The sequence below is a fragment of the Pseudalgibacter alginicilyticus genome, assembly GCF_001310225.1.
GTDB lineage: Bacteria > Bacteroidota > Bacteroidia > Flavobacteriales > Flavobacteriaceae > Pseudalgibacter > Pseudalgibacter alginicilyticus.
In genome coordinates this window covers 3,663,764-3,680,149 of the sequence record NZ_CP012898.1, presented here as the reverse complement: position 1 = coordinate 3,680,149, position 16,386 = coordinate 3,663,764, and the positions used below count along the sequence as shown (strand labels likewise).

Below are 16,386 nucleotides of genomic sequence, written 5' to 3'. Positions count from 1 at the left end.
ACCGAAGTAAAATGAAATAATGTACACTGATTAATTTAAAAGGGTATCTTCGCGCCTTATAAAAAAATAAACTTGCCCATATGAAACGTATTAACGAGTACAAGAAGTTGTTTGGTGCTGAACAGGATATGAGTTTAAAAAGCTTAAAATCTACATACAGAAATTTAGTAAAAGAATGGCATCCTGATAAGTTTCAAGCTGGGGATGATAAAGCTATTGAAGCTGAATTAAAAAGTCGCCAAATTATTGATGGGTATCATTTTTTAGTTAGTATAGCTCCAGAAACCAAGGCGGCTAATTTAGATGAATATCATGAAACTATTAACACTCCTATCATGGACTGGCAACATAAAGGTTTGGTTTTAGAAATCACTTTTTTAGACGGTAATACTTATGAATTTTTTGGCGTGAATAAAGCGCTATATATTAAACTTTGCCAATCTGATAAGTTAACGCGTTTTGCAAAACGTAATATTTTCAACACCTATACGTATAGAAAAATAAAAAAAAGTGATGTTGAGGCTTAATTAATATGTGTATGTAATCTTTCTTACTTCACATGGCTTACAAATATTTTTTAACTTTTTTATTATTTTCTATTCTTTTCCTCAATCCACCTGCTCATGTATTTAGTGCTTTGCATGGTGTGGTACTGCAACATTTGTCCTGTAAAGTTAACAAGTCGTTTGTTGTTAAGTTGTTGAATAGCTTCTGTAACTACAGTTAAAAATTTATCTTGATGTTCCGTTTTATTAAAACGTTGGTTAATAATTTGAAAACCTTTGTATTGCTTTTCACTCCATAGGCTTTCTTTATTATATAACAACACTGCTTTGTTAGCAAACTCCTGGGCATTATCTTCAATAAATCCATTCGGATTTAAATTACCAAACATACCTTCTGCACCAATAGTTGAAGTAACACAAGGTGTTCCATTTTGCATGGCATCTATCAATTTACCTTTCAATCCTGCTCCAAACCTTATGGGAGCTAAACAAACTCTGGATTGCTGCATCACCTCACTTACATTTTCAGCAAACCCTTTGATAATAAAACCATCCTTTGCATTGTTTAATTGGCTCACTTTTTGCGACACGTAAGCGCCATAAATATGCAATTCAACCTGAGGTAATTGTGTTCTAATTAAAGGCCAAATAACTTCTTTTAAATATATAACAGCATTATAATTAGGCTCATGAAGAAAATTCCCTATACTTATAAAATGCTGACGAGAATTGAACTTGGAAAGTTTATCAATGTATTCCTCTGAAACTGTATCTAATAAAAAAGGTAGGTAAACCAACAATGAGTCATCTACTTTAAAATCATTTTTAAGAATATCCATTTCGGCTTCCGAAATAATTAAACTTAAATCGCTTCTAAAAATACTGGCAATTTCTCGCTTTGCAATATCACCAAACAAATAAGACCTATCAAAAGGTTTGTTATCCTTAAACGCTTGTTGCCTGCCCTTTCGCAAGCAATGTAAATCTTCAGTATCTAATATCCGTAATGCGTTTGGGCAATGTGTAGCTACCCGCCAACCAAATTGCTCTTCCATCATAAAGCGGTCGAACAAAACAACATCTGGATGCATTGTTTTTATAAAATCATCAAAACTAGAATCGTTTAATTCTATTGATTTCTGCGAAACACCTATACGTTCTAAATTAAAAGCATGGCTACTCTTAGCACAGGGACTTGCAAAAATAATTTTAAAACCTTGAGATTGAAATGCTATAATTAATTGCATCATTCTGCTACCAGCGGCAGAACTTTTAGGTTCTGGCCATACAAAACCAATAATTAATAAATTTTTATTTCTCACTAATACACATGTATTTTCTTATTTGATGATGCTATTAAGCTTTTAGTAAACGCACTGTTTATTACAACTAAACATTATTCAGGTTTCGGTTCCAAAGCATATTTTACACGCACCAATTTAGCCCAATTTACAACAGATTTTATTTGATCATCTGAAAGTTTTGCTTCTGAATGTACCCAAGTATAAGAGTTCAATGGCATTTCTTTTTCTTCAACCATTTTAATTAATTCTTCAAACTTATGGTCTTTTCGCTTTACAGAATTGCCTTCCCAATTAGAAATATTGAAATGTTTTTTACCATTCTCAATATGACTATTCAACCAATAATTTATAGGTGTTATGTTGTTATACCATGGATAACGCGTTATATCGGAGTGGCAATCGTTACAGCTTTCTTTAAGTATAATTTTAACATCTTCTGGTGGATTGGTTTCTTTATAAAAATAATCTATAGAAGTTAAATCACCTGTGTTTTTTTCTGGTCCAAAAAATTGTACTACTAATAATACTACCATAGTAAAGTATAAAATTTTCTTTCCCATTTTTATATCTATTTTTTATTATAACCGTTGAAATACTTATTTTTAAAATCTAAAAATACTAAATTCATTTTGACTACAGACCAACTCTATAACGAATTAAATTATGTAAATCATTCCCGTGAAAAACGGTTAAAATACGCGACTCTTATTATTGAAAATCCAAGATTGACAAGAAAATTGTTAGACATTCTTTTTAAAGTAGATGATAAAATATCGCCTCGTGCTGCTTGGATTTTAGAGTTTACTTGTAGTGCAAATATAGAAATCATCATTCCTCATTTAGATGTTTTTACAGAACAATTTCATAAAGTGCATTTAGATTCTGCCATTCGGCCAGTTGCCAAAATTTGCGAACTTATTACAAAATCCTACTATTCAAACAACAACACCTTTATTAAAACAGCTTTAAAACCTCATCATAAGGAACGTATCATTGAAACCTGTTTTGATTATATGATTAATGATGAAAAAGTTGCTGCAAAGGCATATAGTATGACCACACTTTTTCTATTAGGAAATGACTATGATTGGGTGCACCCAGAACTAAAACTTATTTTAGAGCGTGATTATCAAACACAAAGTGCAGCATTTAAAGCGCGAGCAAAACATATTCTTAAGAAAATGAATAAGCGTTCAAAAACCATAACATCCACTCAAAATTAGTTTGTGAGTCAAAAAATCATCAATCAAAAATCGTTAATAGTGAATCAAAAACCTATCTTTGCATCTTCTTAAAAATCAAAAAACAAATGTCACTATCACCACTAAATGCCATATCTCCAATTGATGGCCGTTACAGAAATAAAGTAAACGAATTAGCCCCTTATTTTTCTGAGGAAGCTTTAATAAAATATCGTGTTTTAGTTGAAGTGGAATACTTTATTGCACTTTGTGAAATTCCTTTACCTCAATTAGAATCCGTAGACAAGAGTATTTTTGATGATTTAAGACTTATCTATAAAGAATTTTCTGAAGAAGATGCTTTAGCCATTAAAAAAATAGAAAGTGTTACCAACCACGATGTTAAAGCGGTTGAATATTTTATAAAAGAAAAATTTGATGTTTTAGGCCTATCACAGTTTAAAGAATTTATTCACTTTGGCTTAACCTCGCAAGACATTAACAATACGGCTATACCTTTGAGTATTAAGGAAGCCATGAACGATATTTATGTACCAGAATACTCCATTGTTTTAATCAAGCTAAAAGCTTTAACTAAAGATTGGTCAACTATTTCTATGTTGGCAAGAACCCATGGGCAACCAGCCTCTCCAACAAGACTTGGTAAAGAAATTGAGGTTTTTGTGGTTAGACTTGAAGAACAGTTTAATTTACTAAACGACATTCCAAGTGCTGCTAAATTTGGTGGGGCAACAGGTAACTTTAATGCACACCATGTAGCATACCCAAATATAGATTGGAAAGCTTTTGGCTGTAATTTTGTTCAAGACAAATTGGGTTTACACCATTCGTTTCCAACAACTCAAATTGAGCATTACGACCATATGGCTGCATTGTTTGATACTTTAAAACGCATCAATACTATCATTATTGATTTAAACAGAGATATATGGACTTATGTATCTATGGATTATTTTAAACAAAAAATTAAAGCTGGCGAAGTTGGTAGTTCTGCCATGCCGCATAAAGTAAATCCTATAGATTTTGAAAATAGTGAAGGTAATTTAGGAATTGCAAATGCTATTTTTGAGCATCTTTCTGCAAAGCTTCCTATTTCAAGACTGCAACGTGACTTAACAGATAGTACAGTATTAAGAAATGTGGGCGTTCCTTTTGGACACACGCTTATTGGCTTCAAATCAACTTTAAAAGGATTAAACAAATTATTACTAAATGAATCTAAATTTGCTGAAGATTTAGAAAATAATTGGGCTGTAGTTGCTGAAGCTATACAAACTATTTTACGTAGAGAAGCCTATCCAAACCCCTATGAAGCTTTAAAAGGATTAACGAGAACCAATGAAAAAATAAATCAAGAATCTATTTCAAATTTTATTGATACTTTAGAGGTTTCAAATACAATAAAAGAAGAATTAAAACGTATTACACCAAGAAACTATACTGGAATATAATTTAAATTATGCTTAACGATCAACAATCATTAATTCTTTGCGGTATTTTGACAGTAGGCATTTTTGTTTCTGGTCTGTTAGATATTTTAGATAATTTCATTGTACTAACTATACTTACCATTACGTTTATAGTTATTCTCATAAACATATACCTCTCAATACAAACTTCACAAACTGAAGAAATTGAAAACGAAGAATAATAAACAATAAGTATTTAGCTATTACAAATTGTAATAAAAAGCGTTTCTATTAAAAATTAGAAACGCTTTTTTATTCTGAATACTTTAAAGGTTAATGAGTCATCTATTGTTTTTTACCTAAATGCTTAGCACCTGGTATTTTCATTTTGTCTGTCAACTTAGAAATTTCATTTAAATTTATATCACCTGTAAGTGATACAACCACAGTTTCAATTTTTCGTGATTGACCATTAACCTCAACACTTTCATTAACAACTTTATCTATTCCATTTACAAATATTAAAAGCTCTTTAACATGATCAGCATCTTTTCCTTCCTTTACATAAAACTTAACTTCAGAGCCGCTATCCTTTACTTCCATCAGTTCTTCCAAAGCGCTTGAACGTGATTGTACCCACTTTGAAATATCTGTAGAAATGGATTTATTATCAGTAACAATAGTTTTAAAACTGGTTATACTTTTTACCATTTCCATATAGGCTTTGGCTTCATCATCATCAACATCAATCCCCATATTAGCTATCATCTGAAACATTTTAGGTTTTATGGATACATAAGTAACATCTGAATTATCACTGTACTTATCAAAAATATCTTGTGCCATAGCCGTTAATGGCAAAAACATAATTGCCATTACTAAAATCATCCATTTTACTTTCATCATTTTGTTATTTTTATTCATTGTGTTCATCTGCTTTTTTGTTCTTTAAAAATTATACTTGTGGCATTTTCAACTTCGTCAAGATAACTTACTGTTGAAGCTCCTTTATTTAAGTGATTTGAAATCATTTCTAATGACTTTGATACTTTATTAAAAGCAATTTCAGGGTCTTTTATGGTTCCTAAATCACTATTATTAAACGACTTTGTAAAATAAAATCCAATTAAAAAAACCGCAATTGCTGCTACAGAAAACCATTTATAGCGACCTCCTTTTTTTGATTTTAAAGAAATAGCTTTCGTAAATTGTTCTTTCTGATTCACTATAAAATGTGTAAATAAAGGTTTGTAAACCTCAAGTTCTGACGCTACTTTTTCTTGTGAAAAATAGTCTTTTAAATTTGCTTCTTCCTTAAGGCTCGTCTCTCCGTTTTCGTACTTTTCAATTAATTTTTTTATATCATTTAACACCATAATTATGTTTAATGGTTAATTTTTCTCGTATTGTTTTCCGTGCTCTAGATAAAGCTACACGCACTGCTGTAGCATTCATCTCTAATATATCTACAATGTCATTATAATCATATCCTTCTACATCTCTTAGTTGAATAATTAAGCGTTGCTGCTCAGGTAATTCCTCAATAATTTTTTCAACCCAGTTAATACTATCATTCAGTTCAACTTGTTTTTGCAAGGACATACTTTTATCTTCATAATTACTATGTACAATTTTTAAATTTTGTGCTTGTTTTGACTTTAATTTATCAAAACAAAAATTTTTAGTCATTGTCATAGAAAAAGCCTCCACATTTTTATACTCTTGCATTTTGGCTTTATTATTCCATAATTTCAACAAAACCTCTTGTGTAGCATCTTCAGCTTCCTCAGTAGAAACTAACAATCGTTTTGCTAAACGAAATACCTTGTCTTTAAAAGGCATTACAATATTTAAAAACTCTGTTTGAGTCATTTATAGTTTGGTTGAAAGAGCCCTTTTAGTGCTATTTAAAGTTACAACGATTGGTTTTCAATTTTGTTACAAAATTTTTTATTACATAATAATGTAAGTAAATTTAAGGTTTTATAGACTACTTATTATAAATTGCATTGATGAAAAATTTTAAGCCCTTTACACTCCTATTCGTACTTGCTTTTTTAGCTTCCAGTTGTTTTAATGATATTGACGACAGCCAAACCACTACTAATTCTATAAATGAATTTATATGGAAAGGGATGAATTCCTGGTACACTTGGCAATCACAAGTTCCAGATTTAGAGGATTCAAAAGCTGATGATGCCATTGCTTTTGATGACTATTTAAATCAATTTGACTCCTCAATAGACTTATTTAACAGTTTAATTTACCAAGATGGTATTACAGATAGATTCTCATGGTATGTTGAAGATTATATTGCACTACAACAGCAGTTTCAGGGTATTAGTAAATCCTTTGGATTAAGATTTCAATCGGTACAAATAAATACAAATGGCGATGTGATTTTTTATGTTAGTTATGTTGCTAATAATTCGCCCGCAAGCAATGCCAATATAAAAAGAGGTGATATCATAAATGCCATAAACGGTACCTTTTTAAATATTTCCAACTATGTTACTGCTGCAAATGATTTTTATAACGATAGTGTTACACTTTCTTTTGTTTCAGAAAGCAATGGCACCCTTTCCTCTATTGAAGATAAAACGATATCATCGGTAATCTTGTCCGAGAACCCCATTCATTTAACCAAAGTCTTTGATGATATAAATGGACATAAAGTAGGTTACTTGGTGTATACAGCTTTTAGAACATCCTACAATGATGAACTAAATGATGCTTTTGCAATATTTAAAAACGAAAATATAGATGAATTAATACTTGATTTAAGACACAATGGAGGAGGTGCTGTAGAAACTTCTGCTTATTTATCAAGTATGATTTACGCAGGAGCAGGAACCGATGTTTTTGCAAGCTTAACTTTTAATGAAAAGCACAATAACGAAAATGATTCTTATTTCTTTAAAAACACCTTGACGGTTTATGACACTAATGACAATGCCATTGGAGAGCAACCCATTAACAGATTAAACACGCTAAACAGAATTTATATTTTGACGTCAAACAATACAGCTTCAGCAAGCGAGATGGTTATTAACGGGCTAAAACCTTACATGAATTCTATAAAATTAGTGGGAACAACAACCTATGGAAAAAATGTAGGGTCTGTTACATTATTTGACTCCCCTAATACAGATTACCGTCAGCAATCTTCTGCAAACCCTACACATACTATTGCCATGCAACCCATTGTTTTTCAAATTTTTAATAAAAATGGCGAAAGTGATTACACCCAAGGTTTTACTCCTGACATTGAAGTTATTGAGCCTCAGTATTGGAATAACATTTTAGAGTTTGGGGATGAAAACGAAGTCATTTTAAAAGCGGCCCTTGATGACATCAGAGGAATTGTTTCAAAAAATTCAATGACTAAACCTTCATTTTATAAAGCATTAGAAACAAATAATATTTCGGAAAAATTTGAAAAAGAAATGTATATTCAAAATGACTTGTTAGACAATTGAATCTAGTATGGATAAACACAAAATGTACTTCAACTGGAGTTCTGGAAAAGACTCGGCCTTGGCGCTTTACTATTTATTACAAGATAAAAATTATACGATTGATGAATTAGTAACAACCGTAAACAGTCATTTCAATAGAGTATCTATGCATGGACTTAGAAAAGAATTGCTTGTTGCCCAGACAGAGGCAATACAAATTAAATCTTCTCTTATTGAATTGCCAGAAATGCCTAACATGGAAACTTATGAAAATAAAATGACGGAAACTATCTCTCGATTAAAAAACGAAGGATTTACGCATTCTGCTTTTGGCGATATTTTTTTAGAAGATTTAAAAAATTACAGAGAAACCCAACTCAAAAAACAACACTTAAAAGCGGTTTTCCCTCTTTGGAAACGCAATACCAAAACACTTTTAAATGAGTTTTTAGATTTAGGTTTTAAAACCATTATTGTTTGTGCTAATTCAAAATATTTTGATGAGAGTTTTGTTGGAACCGTGATTGACCAGTATTTTATAGATAATTTACCTGAAGGTGTTGATCCTTGCGGGGAAAACGGAGAGTTTCACACCTTTTGCTTTGATGGGCCAATTTTTAAAACGCCTATTTCCTTTTCTATTGGCGAAAAAGTATATCGTGCATATGATCCTCCAAGAACAGATGAGTCAGTTTGTAAAAGTAAAGGTGAGAAATACGGCGTTTGGTATTGTGACTTAATACCATAAAAAAGCCCCCAAAATGGAGGCCTCTTTTTTTTATATAATTCACTAAAAATAAAAGCTTATTGCTTTATTAGTTTCTGAGTACGGGTTCCAGAACTATTTGTAAATTTAACAACATACATTCCTGAAACCAAATGATCGATAGCTACAGATGTTTGTTTTACTTTTACTTCTTGTTTTAAAACTAAACGTCCTGAAATAGAATATATCTCTAACATTCCAGTTTCTGAAACTTGGAAAGATGATGACGCTGGGTTTGGATACAATGCAATAGTATTATTATTTTTAAAATCATTTATCCCCAATGTTTTTTGGTTAATAACGCCCACAGCATCTAAATCAAATCCACCTTGCCAAAAAGGTGTTGCAAACAATTCATTAATAGCATTTCCAAAACTATCATAACGCGCATATAAAGGATCTATACTTCCAACCACATCAATTAATTTCACATGTGTAATAGTGGTTTTGTCAAGCAACGCATGATCTGCTATGTCTGAAAGGTCAAAAGGTGTTCCGAAATTAACTTTATATTTTCCTGCTAAATTATTTATTTTTGTAGGATCAACAGAACCAAAGCCCCCCACTTGTGTGCTTGTTTGTGTTTTACTATGTGAAGGGAATCTAAAATAATTAACACCATCTGAACTTACTTCCACAAAAGCTAATTCTAAAAAAGTATCGCTAAAACTATTTTCAAAAATAGCAAAATCTGCTCCACTCCCATCCGTTATAGGTTGTAAAAAAGTTACAATAGCTTCTCCTGCATCTCCCAAACTTACTGGAGAATTGTTTGCTTGACCAACGGCATCTCCAGGCTCTCCATAACTGGCATAATTACTATTTTTATCAGATTCTATATAATCAGGATTTGATATATTTACATGTCCACGTTCCACTTGTACATTTGTAGCCCAAGCAATAAAACTAGCATCATCTTTACTTATAGCTGTTGATCCAGGTTGTCCAGCAGCAGGTGCATAAGGCTGATCGTTATAATAAAATCCATTTGGTAAAACACCTACGGCATAATCAGAAATAAAACTACCTGTTTCATCATACACAAAAACACTTCCATTACTTGAGTAGTCTATAGCATCTGCTACATAAAATCTATGTCCTATTTTTTCAAAAGCATATGGTACTGCTATATTTTCTATTGAAAGATCTATAAAAGAGGTTGAAGGTAAAGCAACGTCTGTTAAATCCATTTTATAAACCTCAGAGCCCAATATGTAAAAAAGTGAGCTACTATCTAATGATAAAAATTGTGGATGATCCGCTGAATTAGCAAAAGTATAAACTGTTTTGTTTGTGTAATCTGTCAAATCAATTTTTACTAATTGACCTGCTGTTTCAGGTACTGCATAAAAAGGCCTCCCACTACAAAGCACATACAAATATGTGTCATCTATTGCTAATTCTGATGGCACATCTCCAACAGCTATAGATTCTACTGTACTTGTTGAAGTATCAATTACAGATACACTATTGCCATGTCCCCAACCACCTTGGTGTGCTATAAATAATTTCCCATTACTAACAACAATCTCTTCTGGACCTTCTATAACAGAAATAGTTTCAGTTACAGTATTTGTAGTTAGATCTATAACAGCAACATAATCATCAGCGGTATTTGAAGGGTCTCCCCAGTTGGTTAGATAGCCTTTCCCTTCATAAAATACAATATTGCGAGGATTCGATATTTGCCCCGTAATAGTTGCTACCAATTCAAAAGTATTTCTATCCATCACTTTTATATAATTACTATTGTTAACAATAATATAAGCATAATCACCTTCAAAAGCCATACTTTGTGCAACATCTCCTAAATCAGCATTTGAATTTTTTGTAAAATAAATATCATTTTCAATCATCCAATTAGACTTTAAAGCAGATACTGATGCGTTTGTATAGCCAAAGCCCCCTTCATTAAGAACATACACACTGTTTTCATAGGTTTGTGCAAAACTTATAACGGTAAATAGCATGACCGCAATAATTATTACTGATTTTTTGTAAAAATTTCTCATAATTTTCTATTATTTATTTAAAGATGAGCATGCCTTTTTTATCATCTTCAGCTTGTTTTTTTATTGACTTATGGGCATATCATAAGTACGTTAGAATTAATTATATGTTATTAAAATAAAATGAATTTGGAATGATTTGAACTAAAAATGTATTTTGTAGTAGGCCCCTAAGGTTGTACATAAAAACGGCTCCTTTTGACACATAATCTTTTGCATCTGCCAAGTAAATAATATCGTTATGTATTTTAAAGCCATACAATAAGTCTAAACCATCATCTTCTGGTGAAAACAAAGGGGTTTCAGATAATACAAAATCATCAGTACTTATTGTATATACTTCGTTATCTATAGTGTAGTATAGCATTTCATTATTTATATCTAAAAAACGAGGATGTCTTTTTTCTGGAAATGTGAGAGTTTTTTCTATACTATTATCAGAAATATTTATTTTATGAAGCATTCCCGGTGTTTCGTCTAAAGTATAATCTCCTTTTCCTGAGCTAATCACATAAAGTTTGCCATCATCAATTAACATATCGTCTGGCACATCTCCAACAGGTATGCTACTCGTTACATTTTTAGTAAGTAAATCTATTACGCTAATGGTATGGCCCCAACCATAACCTCCTTTATGTGCAACATATAACGTTCCATCATATATCAGTAATTTTTCCGGCCCCTCAACAACTGGTATTTTATCTTCCACCAAATGAGTTTCTAAGTTCAAAACCGCTACGTAATCATCCGCTACATTATTGGGATCTCCCCAATTAGTAATATAACCTTTATTACCTTCAAAAGCAATATAACGTGGATTCATAATATCACTTGAAACAGTGGTTATATATTCAAAAGTATAACGATTTACTATTTCTATAGTAGCCGAATTATTAACCACTATATAAGCATTATCTCCATACAAGCCTATACTCTGTGCTACATCTCCTAAAGTCATTTGATTGACGCCTGAAAATATTGAACTATAATCCTGACCGTCAACATCTAAAAAAGAAACAGAAGCATTTGAATACCCGTAGCCTCCTTCATTTAAAATAAAAACACCCTGACTATAGTCCCCTTCTGGCAAAGGCGCTATATAATCACGATCCTCGCTAGTACAGGATATTGATATAACAAAAAGAATAAACAGCATGCTAATACACTTGTAAAATGATGTTTTCATAGTCTAAAATTTTAAATTGATATAAAAATTAAAATTCCTCCCTGGCATAGGACGGTTTAAAACACTTTCGTAGGATTCATTCCACAAGTTTAACACCTGTGCCCCTATTTTGTATTTGTGTTGTTTGCCAATAGCATATTCTACGCCTAAATTGGCAACCATATAACTATCTAAAATATGCTCGATAGTATTATCGGTAGTTGTAAAAACTTCGTCATTATTAAGGTATTGATAGTATCCTGAAAAGTTTTTATAAGTATAACCAAAAGCGGTTGTAAATTTGTGATAAGGCACATAAATTAATTGATGACCCGTTTCTTCATTTTTGGAAACCGTATAAGCATAAGTTCCTGAAAAACTTAAAGCATGATATCCTATTTTTTTATTTAAAGTTATCAAAGCCTCTACACCATAAATTTCAACTTTATTGGTGTTTTCTGGTCTAAATATTCCAAAATTATCAGGCACCCAATGCAATAGATTTTTTACAGAATTGTAATATCCTGTTATTAAAAGAGAGGCATTTTTAGTGTAAAAGTTATTGCTTATTTCTCCCTGATAAGATTCCTCAGGTTTTAAATTTAGATTGCCTAAGCCTTGCCAATACAAATCATTATAAGTAGGGATTCTAAAATTTTTAGACGTGTTTAATTTTAGCTGATAAAAATCCGTTATATCTGTTCTAAAACCCGCAGAATACAAGAACGGATTTCCATAATCTTCATTGGTTTCTTGTCTTAAATTTATTTCGTACAAAACAGATTTAGAAACCACATGTTTTAAACTAACTAATACAGCTCCTAAATTGCGTTTTTCGTTATCAATATCAGAACCACGTCCGTTATTTTGAGTATAATCTAACCCTGTGGAAAATAGCATGTTTTTAAGAAAAGGATAATTAATTCGGTATTTTGCAATAAAGCTCTCTACATTACCTGAAGTATAAAAATCGCTATCAATATTTGCAAAGTATCTATATTCTTCGGTAGTAGTTGCTAATTTTAAATTAGATTTGAGTTTTCCAAAAACACTTGTCCACTCTATAAGCGAGCGGGTATTAAAATCAAAATATTTCGTTTTTAATGCGTTTGGAGTTGGTACAGAAAAATTTCTGCGCCCTTTATAAATATTAGCATGAATATTTAGTGTGTTTTTTGCATCTAACTTGTTTCCTAAAGCAAAGCTGACGTTTGTATTTTGATATTGCCCATTTATATTTATCCTATTGGTATTCATGTAAGGATAATCATTGTCTGACCCCGTTTTTGCCACTCCTAACAGTAAGCTTACTTTTTTTGTACTATACGTGGTCCGATAATCTACTCCATAAGTATTAAATTCACCATAATTAGTAAATAGTTCATTATTAAAACCTGAATCATAAACCAATTCATTTACTAAGTTTATACTTCCCCCTATGGCGCCACTTCCGTCTGCTACACTTGAACCTCCTGCTTTGATTTCAATTTTATTAAAACCTCTTGTATTTATAGTATTAAAATCTGTTTGTCCTGTAGTTTGTGAATTTATACTAATACCATTCCATAATACAGCCGTTTGTGATGCTGTAGTACCTCGAAAAGATGGGGATGACACCATCCCTAATCCGTTTTCCTTAAAATAGACTGTACTGTTATAATTTAAAAGATTGGTTAAAGAGGCTTGATTTTGTTTTAATACACTATCATTTAAAACACGTACATTAGTAGTATACACAGAATCTTTAATTCTATATTTAACAAGGTGAACCGTACCCAATACAGTAAGAGAATCTATTTGAGCATGTAAGACATGTCCACTAAAAACATAAAAAAATAGGATACCAATAGTATATTTCATAAACTCAAGACTTTTAACCCGAAAGTCATTAATTATTAAGAAATTAGGCAGGTCTCCTGACTTGTTTTTATGTTATTTCACCTTCCCAGCAAAAGCCAGTGGTATTGAAGTTAATAACATCTTCTAATGAAGTACTGAAATAATTTCAGCATAAACTTACAGTTGCGGGAACAGTTCTGGAATTAATAAAATTATTGCACCAGATTCCCTTTTAATCGAATTAATACCTTAAATATTTTTTAAGGTAACGTATCTCGAACCAAATTTCTATGCGAAAGTAATTATAAATGTTAGGACGAAATGTGATAAAAATCATTTTTTTTTGGCAAACTTATAAACAAGAAAAATGATGCCTATTAAAAAATGAAGTATTATTATTCCTGCTACTATATATATTATTAAATTTGACCCATTTCTCATGATAATAAATTTTATCAAATCTAATCCGCATGACAAAAACAACTAGCTACTTAAGTTACATAAGGACTAATAACTTAAAATGCATTTTTCTGTTTTTAATTATTTTTAATTGTAAAAACAAGCCAAAAGAGCTGCCTACAGAAATTGTACATGGAAAAACAATAACATTAAAGTATGCCAAAGGGTTTTCTGTGGTAGATTATAATACCTATAAAATTATAGATATAAAAAACCCATGGCCAAATACTGAAAAAAATTATCGCTACGTTTTAATCAATAAGGAAAATGCTGCCAAAACAAGTTTTTTAAAAAATGAGTATGATGGCATTATTACAACTCCCATTGAAAAAGTTGTTGTTACATCCACCACACACATTCCTGCCTTAGACCTTTTAAATGTTGAAAACACTTTAATTGGGTTTCCAGGAATCGACTATATTTCTTCTGAAAAAATAAGACAACGAATTGATGATGGAAAGGTTAAAGAACTTGGTAAAAACGAAGGTTTAAACACTGAAATTTTGTTGGAGCTAAATCCAGATGTTGTTGTCGGCTTTGGTATTGATGGGAATAATCGTTCCTTTGAAATCATTAAAAAATCAGGAATCCCTGTAATTTTCAATGGTGATTGGGTTGAAAATTCTCCATTAGCAAAAGCAGAATGGATTAAATTTTTTGGAGCTATTTTTAACAAAGAAAAAGAAGCCGATTCCATTTTCAACAAAATAGAACACAACTATTTAATGGCTAAAAAAATAGCTAAAAATGTAAAAATACAACCCACTATTTTAAGTGGTGCTATGCACAGTGATGTTTGGTATTTGCCAAACGGAACCAGTACAGAAGCCCAGCTCTTTAAAGATGCTAATACTCATTATTTATGGAAAGACACTGAAGGATCTGGGAGCTTGAAACTAAATTTTGAATCGGTTTTTGTAAAAGCAAAAGATGCTGACATTTGGTTAAACCCATCAAATTACTCTAATTTGGAAATCTTAAAAAATGCTAATAACCAACATGCTATGTTTAAAGCATTTGAAAACAAAACTGTTTATTCATTTACTAATACCACAGGTGCCTCAGGTGGTGTTATATATTATGAATTAGGAATGACAAGGCCAGATATCGTGCTTAAAGACCTTATAAAAATTTGCCACCCAGAATTGTTACAAGATTACGAACCCTATTTTTTTAAACGTTTAGAATAACAACACAAACAGTTTTAACGATTTAAACACTTGAAAAGGCTCAAGAAAACATGACCAAAGATTATAAATATTCATTTTCATTACTCATTATATTCTTGATATTATGTTTTTTTATGAACATTAGTTTAGGTTCTGTAAATATCCCTCTTAAAGATGTTTTTAATAGCCTTATTGGAAATCCAACCGAGCAAGACACTTGGCAACACATTATATTAAATTACAGATTACCTAAGTCACTTACCGCAATTATTGTAGGGTCTGGTTTGGGTATTTCAGGTTTACTCATGCAAACCTTATTTAGAAATCCATTGGCTGGGCCTTTTGTTTTAGGTATTAGCTCTGGAGCAAGTTTAGGTGTTGCCTTAATTATTTTGGGCTCTGGAATTTTTAGCAGTGCTTTTGCTTCTCTTTTCATTTCAAAATGGGGCGTAACAATAGCTGCAAGTTTGGGGAGCTTTATAGTATTACTAGCCGTTATGATGGTATCTATAAAAGTACGCGACACTATGGCCATACTTATTATCGGGCTTATGTTTGCAAGCATAACATCTGCTATTGTTAGTGTACTTTCCTATTTTGGTTCTGCTGAACAATTGCAACAATATATATTTTGGGGCTTTGGAAGTCTTGGTAATTTATCATGGGAAGACTTATTTATTTTATGTCTTATTTACAGCTTAGGTATCATTCTAAGTATTGCATCTATAAAAACGTTAAACACGCTATTGCTTGGCGAAAATTATGCAAAAAGTTTAGGTTTAAATATCAAACAAAGTCGATTATTAATAATTGCAGCCACCAGTTTATTAGCAGGTACCATAACTGCCTTTGCTGGTCCAATTGCTTTTATAGGCTTAGCCGTTCCACATATTACCAGACAAATTTTTAACACCTCTAGTCATAAAATATTATTGCCAGCCGTATTTTTATTAGGCGCTATTATAATGCTTATTTGCGACACTATTGCACAACTGCCAAACACTGATTACACATTGCCTATTAATGCTATAACATCTTTAGTAGGAGCACCTGTAGTAATTTGGTTATTGGTTAGGAAACGAAAAATGATGTTTTAAAAT

Annotated in this window: 16 protein-coding genes and 1 riboswitch; of the genes, 8 read left to right on the top strand and 8 right to left on the bottom strand. The window is 31.5% G+C overall.

Going from position 1 to position 16,386, the window contains the following annotated elements; translation table 11 throughout:
• Positions 1-80: 80 nt before the first annotated feature.
• Positions 81-527 (top strand): KTSC domain-containing protein, encoded by a 447-nt coding sequence (locus tag APS56_RS15375; protein WP_054730395.1) that lies wholly within the window; start codon positions 81-83, stop codon positions 525-527.
• A gap of 62 nt (positions 528-589) precedes the next feature.
• Here the strand turns inward: APS56_RS15375 and APS56_RS15370 are convergent, their stop codons facing one another.
• Positions 590-1,828 carry a glycosyltransferase gene (locus APS56_RS15370; protein WP_054730392.1) on the bottom strand — a complete coding sequence of 413 codons (1,239 nt, stop codon included), beginning with the start codon at positions 1,826-1,828 and terminating at the stop codon, positions 590-592.
• Between the two features lie 74 nt (positions 1,829-1,902).
• Positions 1,903-2,370 (bottom strand): heme-binding domain-containing protein, encoded by a 468-nt coding sequence (locus APS56_RS15365; protein WP_432416441.1) that lies wholly within the window; start codon positions 2,368-2,370, stop codon positions 1,903-1,905.
• A 69-nt stretch (positions 2,371-2,439) separates the two neighbouring features.
• On the opposite strand from APS56_RS15365, the gene APS56_RS15360 reads away from it, so the two are divergent.
• The 3 genes from APS56_RS15360 (at position 2,440) to APS56_RS17000 (ending at position 4,663) form a co-directional block, all read left to right on the top strand.
• Complete coding sequence (locus APS56_RS15360) at positions 2,440-3,033, top strand: HEAT-like fold family protein (RefSeq protein ID WP_054731430.1); 594 nt, start codon at positions 2,440-2,442, stop codon at positions 3,031-3,033.
• Between the two features lie 86 nt (positions 3,034-3,119).
• Positions 3,120-4,463 carry an adenylosuccinate lyase gene (gene purB, locus APS56_RS15355; protein WP_054730386.1) on the top strand — a complete coding sequence of 448 codons (1,344 nt, stop codon included), beginning with the start codon at positions 3,120-3,122 and terminating at the stop codon, positions 4,461-4,463.
• Positions 4,464-4,471: 8 nt separating this feature from the next.
• Entirely contained in the window at positions 4,472-4,663 is a 192-nt protein-coding gene (locus tag APS56_RS17000) for a hypothetical protein (protein ID WP_157757685.1), read from the top strand.
• A gap of 103 nt (positions 4,664-4,766) precedes the next feature.
• Here the strand turns inward: APS56_RS17000 and APS56_RS15350 are convergent, their stop codons facing one another.
• From APS56_RS15350 to APS56_RS15340, 3 genes are read right to left on the bottom strand one after another with little or no spacing between them, the layout of a single operon-like run.
• Positions 4,767-5,324 (bottom strand): DUF4252 domain-containing protein, encoded by a 558-nt coding sequence (locus tag APS56_RS15350; protein WP_054731427.1) that lies wholly within the window; start codon positions 5,322-5,324, stop codon positions 4,767-4,769.
• 26 nt (positions 5,325-5,350) lie between these two features.
• Positions 5,351-5,797 (bottom strand): PG0215 family putative anti-sigma factor, encoded by a 447-nt coding sequence (locus tag APS56_RS15345; protein WP_054730383.1) that lies wholly within the window; start codon positions 5,795-5,797, stop codon positions 5,351-5,353.
• On the bottom strand, positions 5,784-6,293 hold the full coding sequence (locus APS56_RS15340; RefSeq protein WP_054730380.1) for an RNA polymerase sigma factor: 510 nt from the start codon (positions 6,291-6,293) through the stop codon (positions 5,784-5,786). The genes APS56_RS15345 and APS56_RS15340 overlap by 14 nt, the downstream gene beginning before the upstream one ends.
• 140 nt (positions 6,294-6,433) lie before the next feature.
• Between APS56_RS15340 and APS56_RS15335 the strand changes: the two genes are divergently transcribed.
• The gene (locus APS56_RS15335) at positions 6,434-7,900 is read left to right on the top strand and encodes a GFO_1087 family putative carboxy terminal peptidase (protein ID WP_054730377.1); all 1,467 of its coding nucleotides are present in this window, start codon (positions 6,434-6,436) and stop codon (positions 7,898-7,900) included.
• 7 nt (positions 7,901-7,907) lie between these two features.
• On the top strand, positions 7,908-8,627 hold the full coding sequence (locus APS56_RS15330) for a Dph6-related ATP pyrophosphatase (protein WP_054730374.1): 720 nt from the start codon (positions 7,908-7,910) through the stop codon (positions 8,625-8,627).
• Between the two features lie 56 nt (positions 8,628-8,683).
• Here APS56_RS15330 and APS56_RS17200 read toward each other — a convergent pair whose 3' ends face one another.
• The 3 genes from APS56_RS17200 to APS56_RS15315 all read right to left on the bottom strand — a co-directional run bounded on the left by APS56_RS17200 (position 8,684) and on the right by APS56_RS15315 (position 13,679).
• The gene (locus tag APS56_RS17200; protein WP_236778434.1) at positions 8,684-10,657 is read right to left on the bottom strand and encodes a DUF5074 domain-containing protein; all 1,974 of its coding nucleotides are present in this window, start codon (positions 10,655-10,657) and stop codon (positions 8,684-8,686) included.
• Positions 10,658-10,757: 100 nt separating this feature from the next.
• On the bottom strand, positions 10,758-11,840 hold the full coding sequence (locus tag APS56_RS15320) for a YncE family protein (protein ID WP_054730371.1): 1,083 nt from the start codon (positions 11,838-11,840) through the stop codon (positions 10,758-10,760).
• Positions 11,841-11,843: 3 nt separating this feature from the next.
• Positions 11,844-13,679 carry a TonB-dependent receptor plug domain-containing protein gene (locus tag APS56_RS15315; RefSeq protein ID WP_054730368.1) on the bottom strand — a complete coding sequence of 612 codons (1,836 nt, stop codon included), beginning with the start codon at positions 13,677-13,679 and terminating at the stop codon, positions 11,844-11,846.
• A gap of 29 nt (positions 13,680-13,708) precedes the next feature.
• Positions 13,709-13,925: riboswitch (cobalamin riboswitch) on the bottom strand.
• Between the two features lie 203 nt (positions 13,926-14,128).
• Here APS56_RS15315 and APS56_RS15310 point away from each other — a divergent pair.
• Both APS56_RS15310 and APS56_RS15305 read left to right on the top strand, forming a co-directional pair.
• Complete coding sequence (locus APS56_RS15310; RefSeq protein WP_054730365.1) at positions 14,129-15,307, top strand: ABC transporter substrate-binding protein; 1,179 nt, start codon at positions 14,129-14,131, stop codon at positions 15,305-15,307.
• A gap of 50 nt (positions 15,308-15,357) precedes the next feature.
• Positions 15,358-16,383, top strand: a complete 1,026-nt coding sequence (locus APS56_RS15305) for a FecCD family ABC transporter permease (protein WP_054730363.1) — start codon at positions 15,358-15,360, stop codon at positions 16,381-16,383.
• Positions 16,384-16,386: the final 3 nt, after the last annotated feature.

Excerpts from the sequence above, each read along its gene's own strand:
- APS56_RS15340 (WP_054730380.1), bottom strand. The coding sequence starts at position 6,293 with ATGACTCAAACAGAGTTTTTAAATATTGTAATGCCTTTTAAAGACAAG.
- APS56_RS15320 (WP_054730371.1), bottom strand. The coding sequence starts at position 11,840 with ATGAAAACATCATTTTACAAGTGTATTAGCATGCTGTTTATTCTTTTT.
- APS56_RS15305 (WP_054730363.1), top strand. The coding sequence starts at position 15,358 with ATGACCAAAGATTATAAATATTCATTTTCATTACTCATTATATTCTTG.
- APS56_RS15315 (WP_054730368.1), bottom strand. The coding sequence starts at position 13,679 with ATGAAATATACTATTGGTATCCTATTTTTTTATGTTTTTAGTGGACAT.
- APS56_RS15375 (WP_054730395.1), top strand. The coding sequence starts at position 81 with ATGAAACGTATTAACGAGTACAAGAAGTTGTTTGGTGCTGAACAGGAT.
- APS56_RS15330 (WP_054730374.1), top strand. The coding sequence starts at position 7,908 with ATGGATAAACACAAAATGTACTTCAACTGGAGTTCTGGAAAAGACTCG.
- purB (WP_054730386.1), top strand. The coding sequence starts at position 3,120 with ATGTCACTATCACCACTAAATGCCATATCTCCAATTGATGGCCGTTAC.
- APS56_RS15350 (WP_054731427.1), bottom strand. The coding sequence starts at position 5,324 with ATGAAAGTAAAATGGATGATTTTAGTAATGGCAATTATGTTTTTGCCA.
- APS56_RS15310 (WP_054730365.1), top strand. The coding sequence starts at position 14,129 with ATGACAAAAACAACTAGCTACTTAAGTTACATAAGGACTAATAACTTA.
- APS56_RS15345 (WP_054730383.1), bottom strand. The coding sequence starts at position 5,797 with ATGGTGTTAAATGATATAAAAAAATTAATTGAAAAGTACGAAAACGGA.
- APS56_RS17200 (WP_236778434.1), bottom strand. The coding sequence starts at position 10,657 with ATGAGAAATTTTTACAAAAAATCAGTAATAATTATTGCGGTCATGCTA.
- APS56_RS15365 (WP_432416441.1), bottom strand. The coding sequence starts at position 2,370 with ATGGGAAAGAAAATTTTATACTTTACTATGGTAGTATTATTAGTAGTA.
- APS56_RS15335 (WP_054730377.1), top strand. The coding sequence starts at position 6,434 with ATGAAAAATTTTAAGCCCTTTACACTCCTATTCGTACTTGCTTTTTTA.
- APS56_RS17000 (WP_157757685.1), top strand. The coding sequence starts at position 4,472 with ATGCTTAACGATCAACAATCATTAATTCTTTGCGGTATTTTGACAGTA.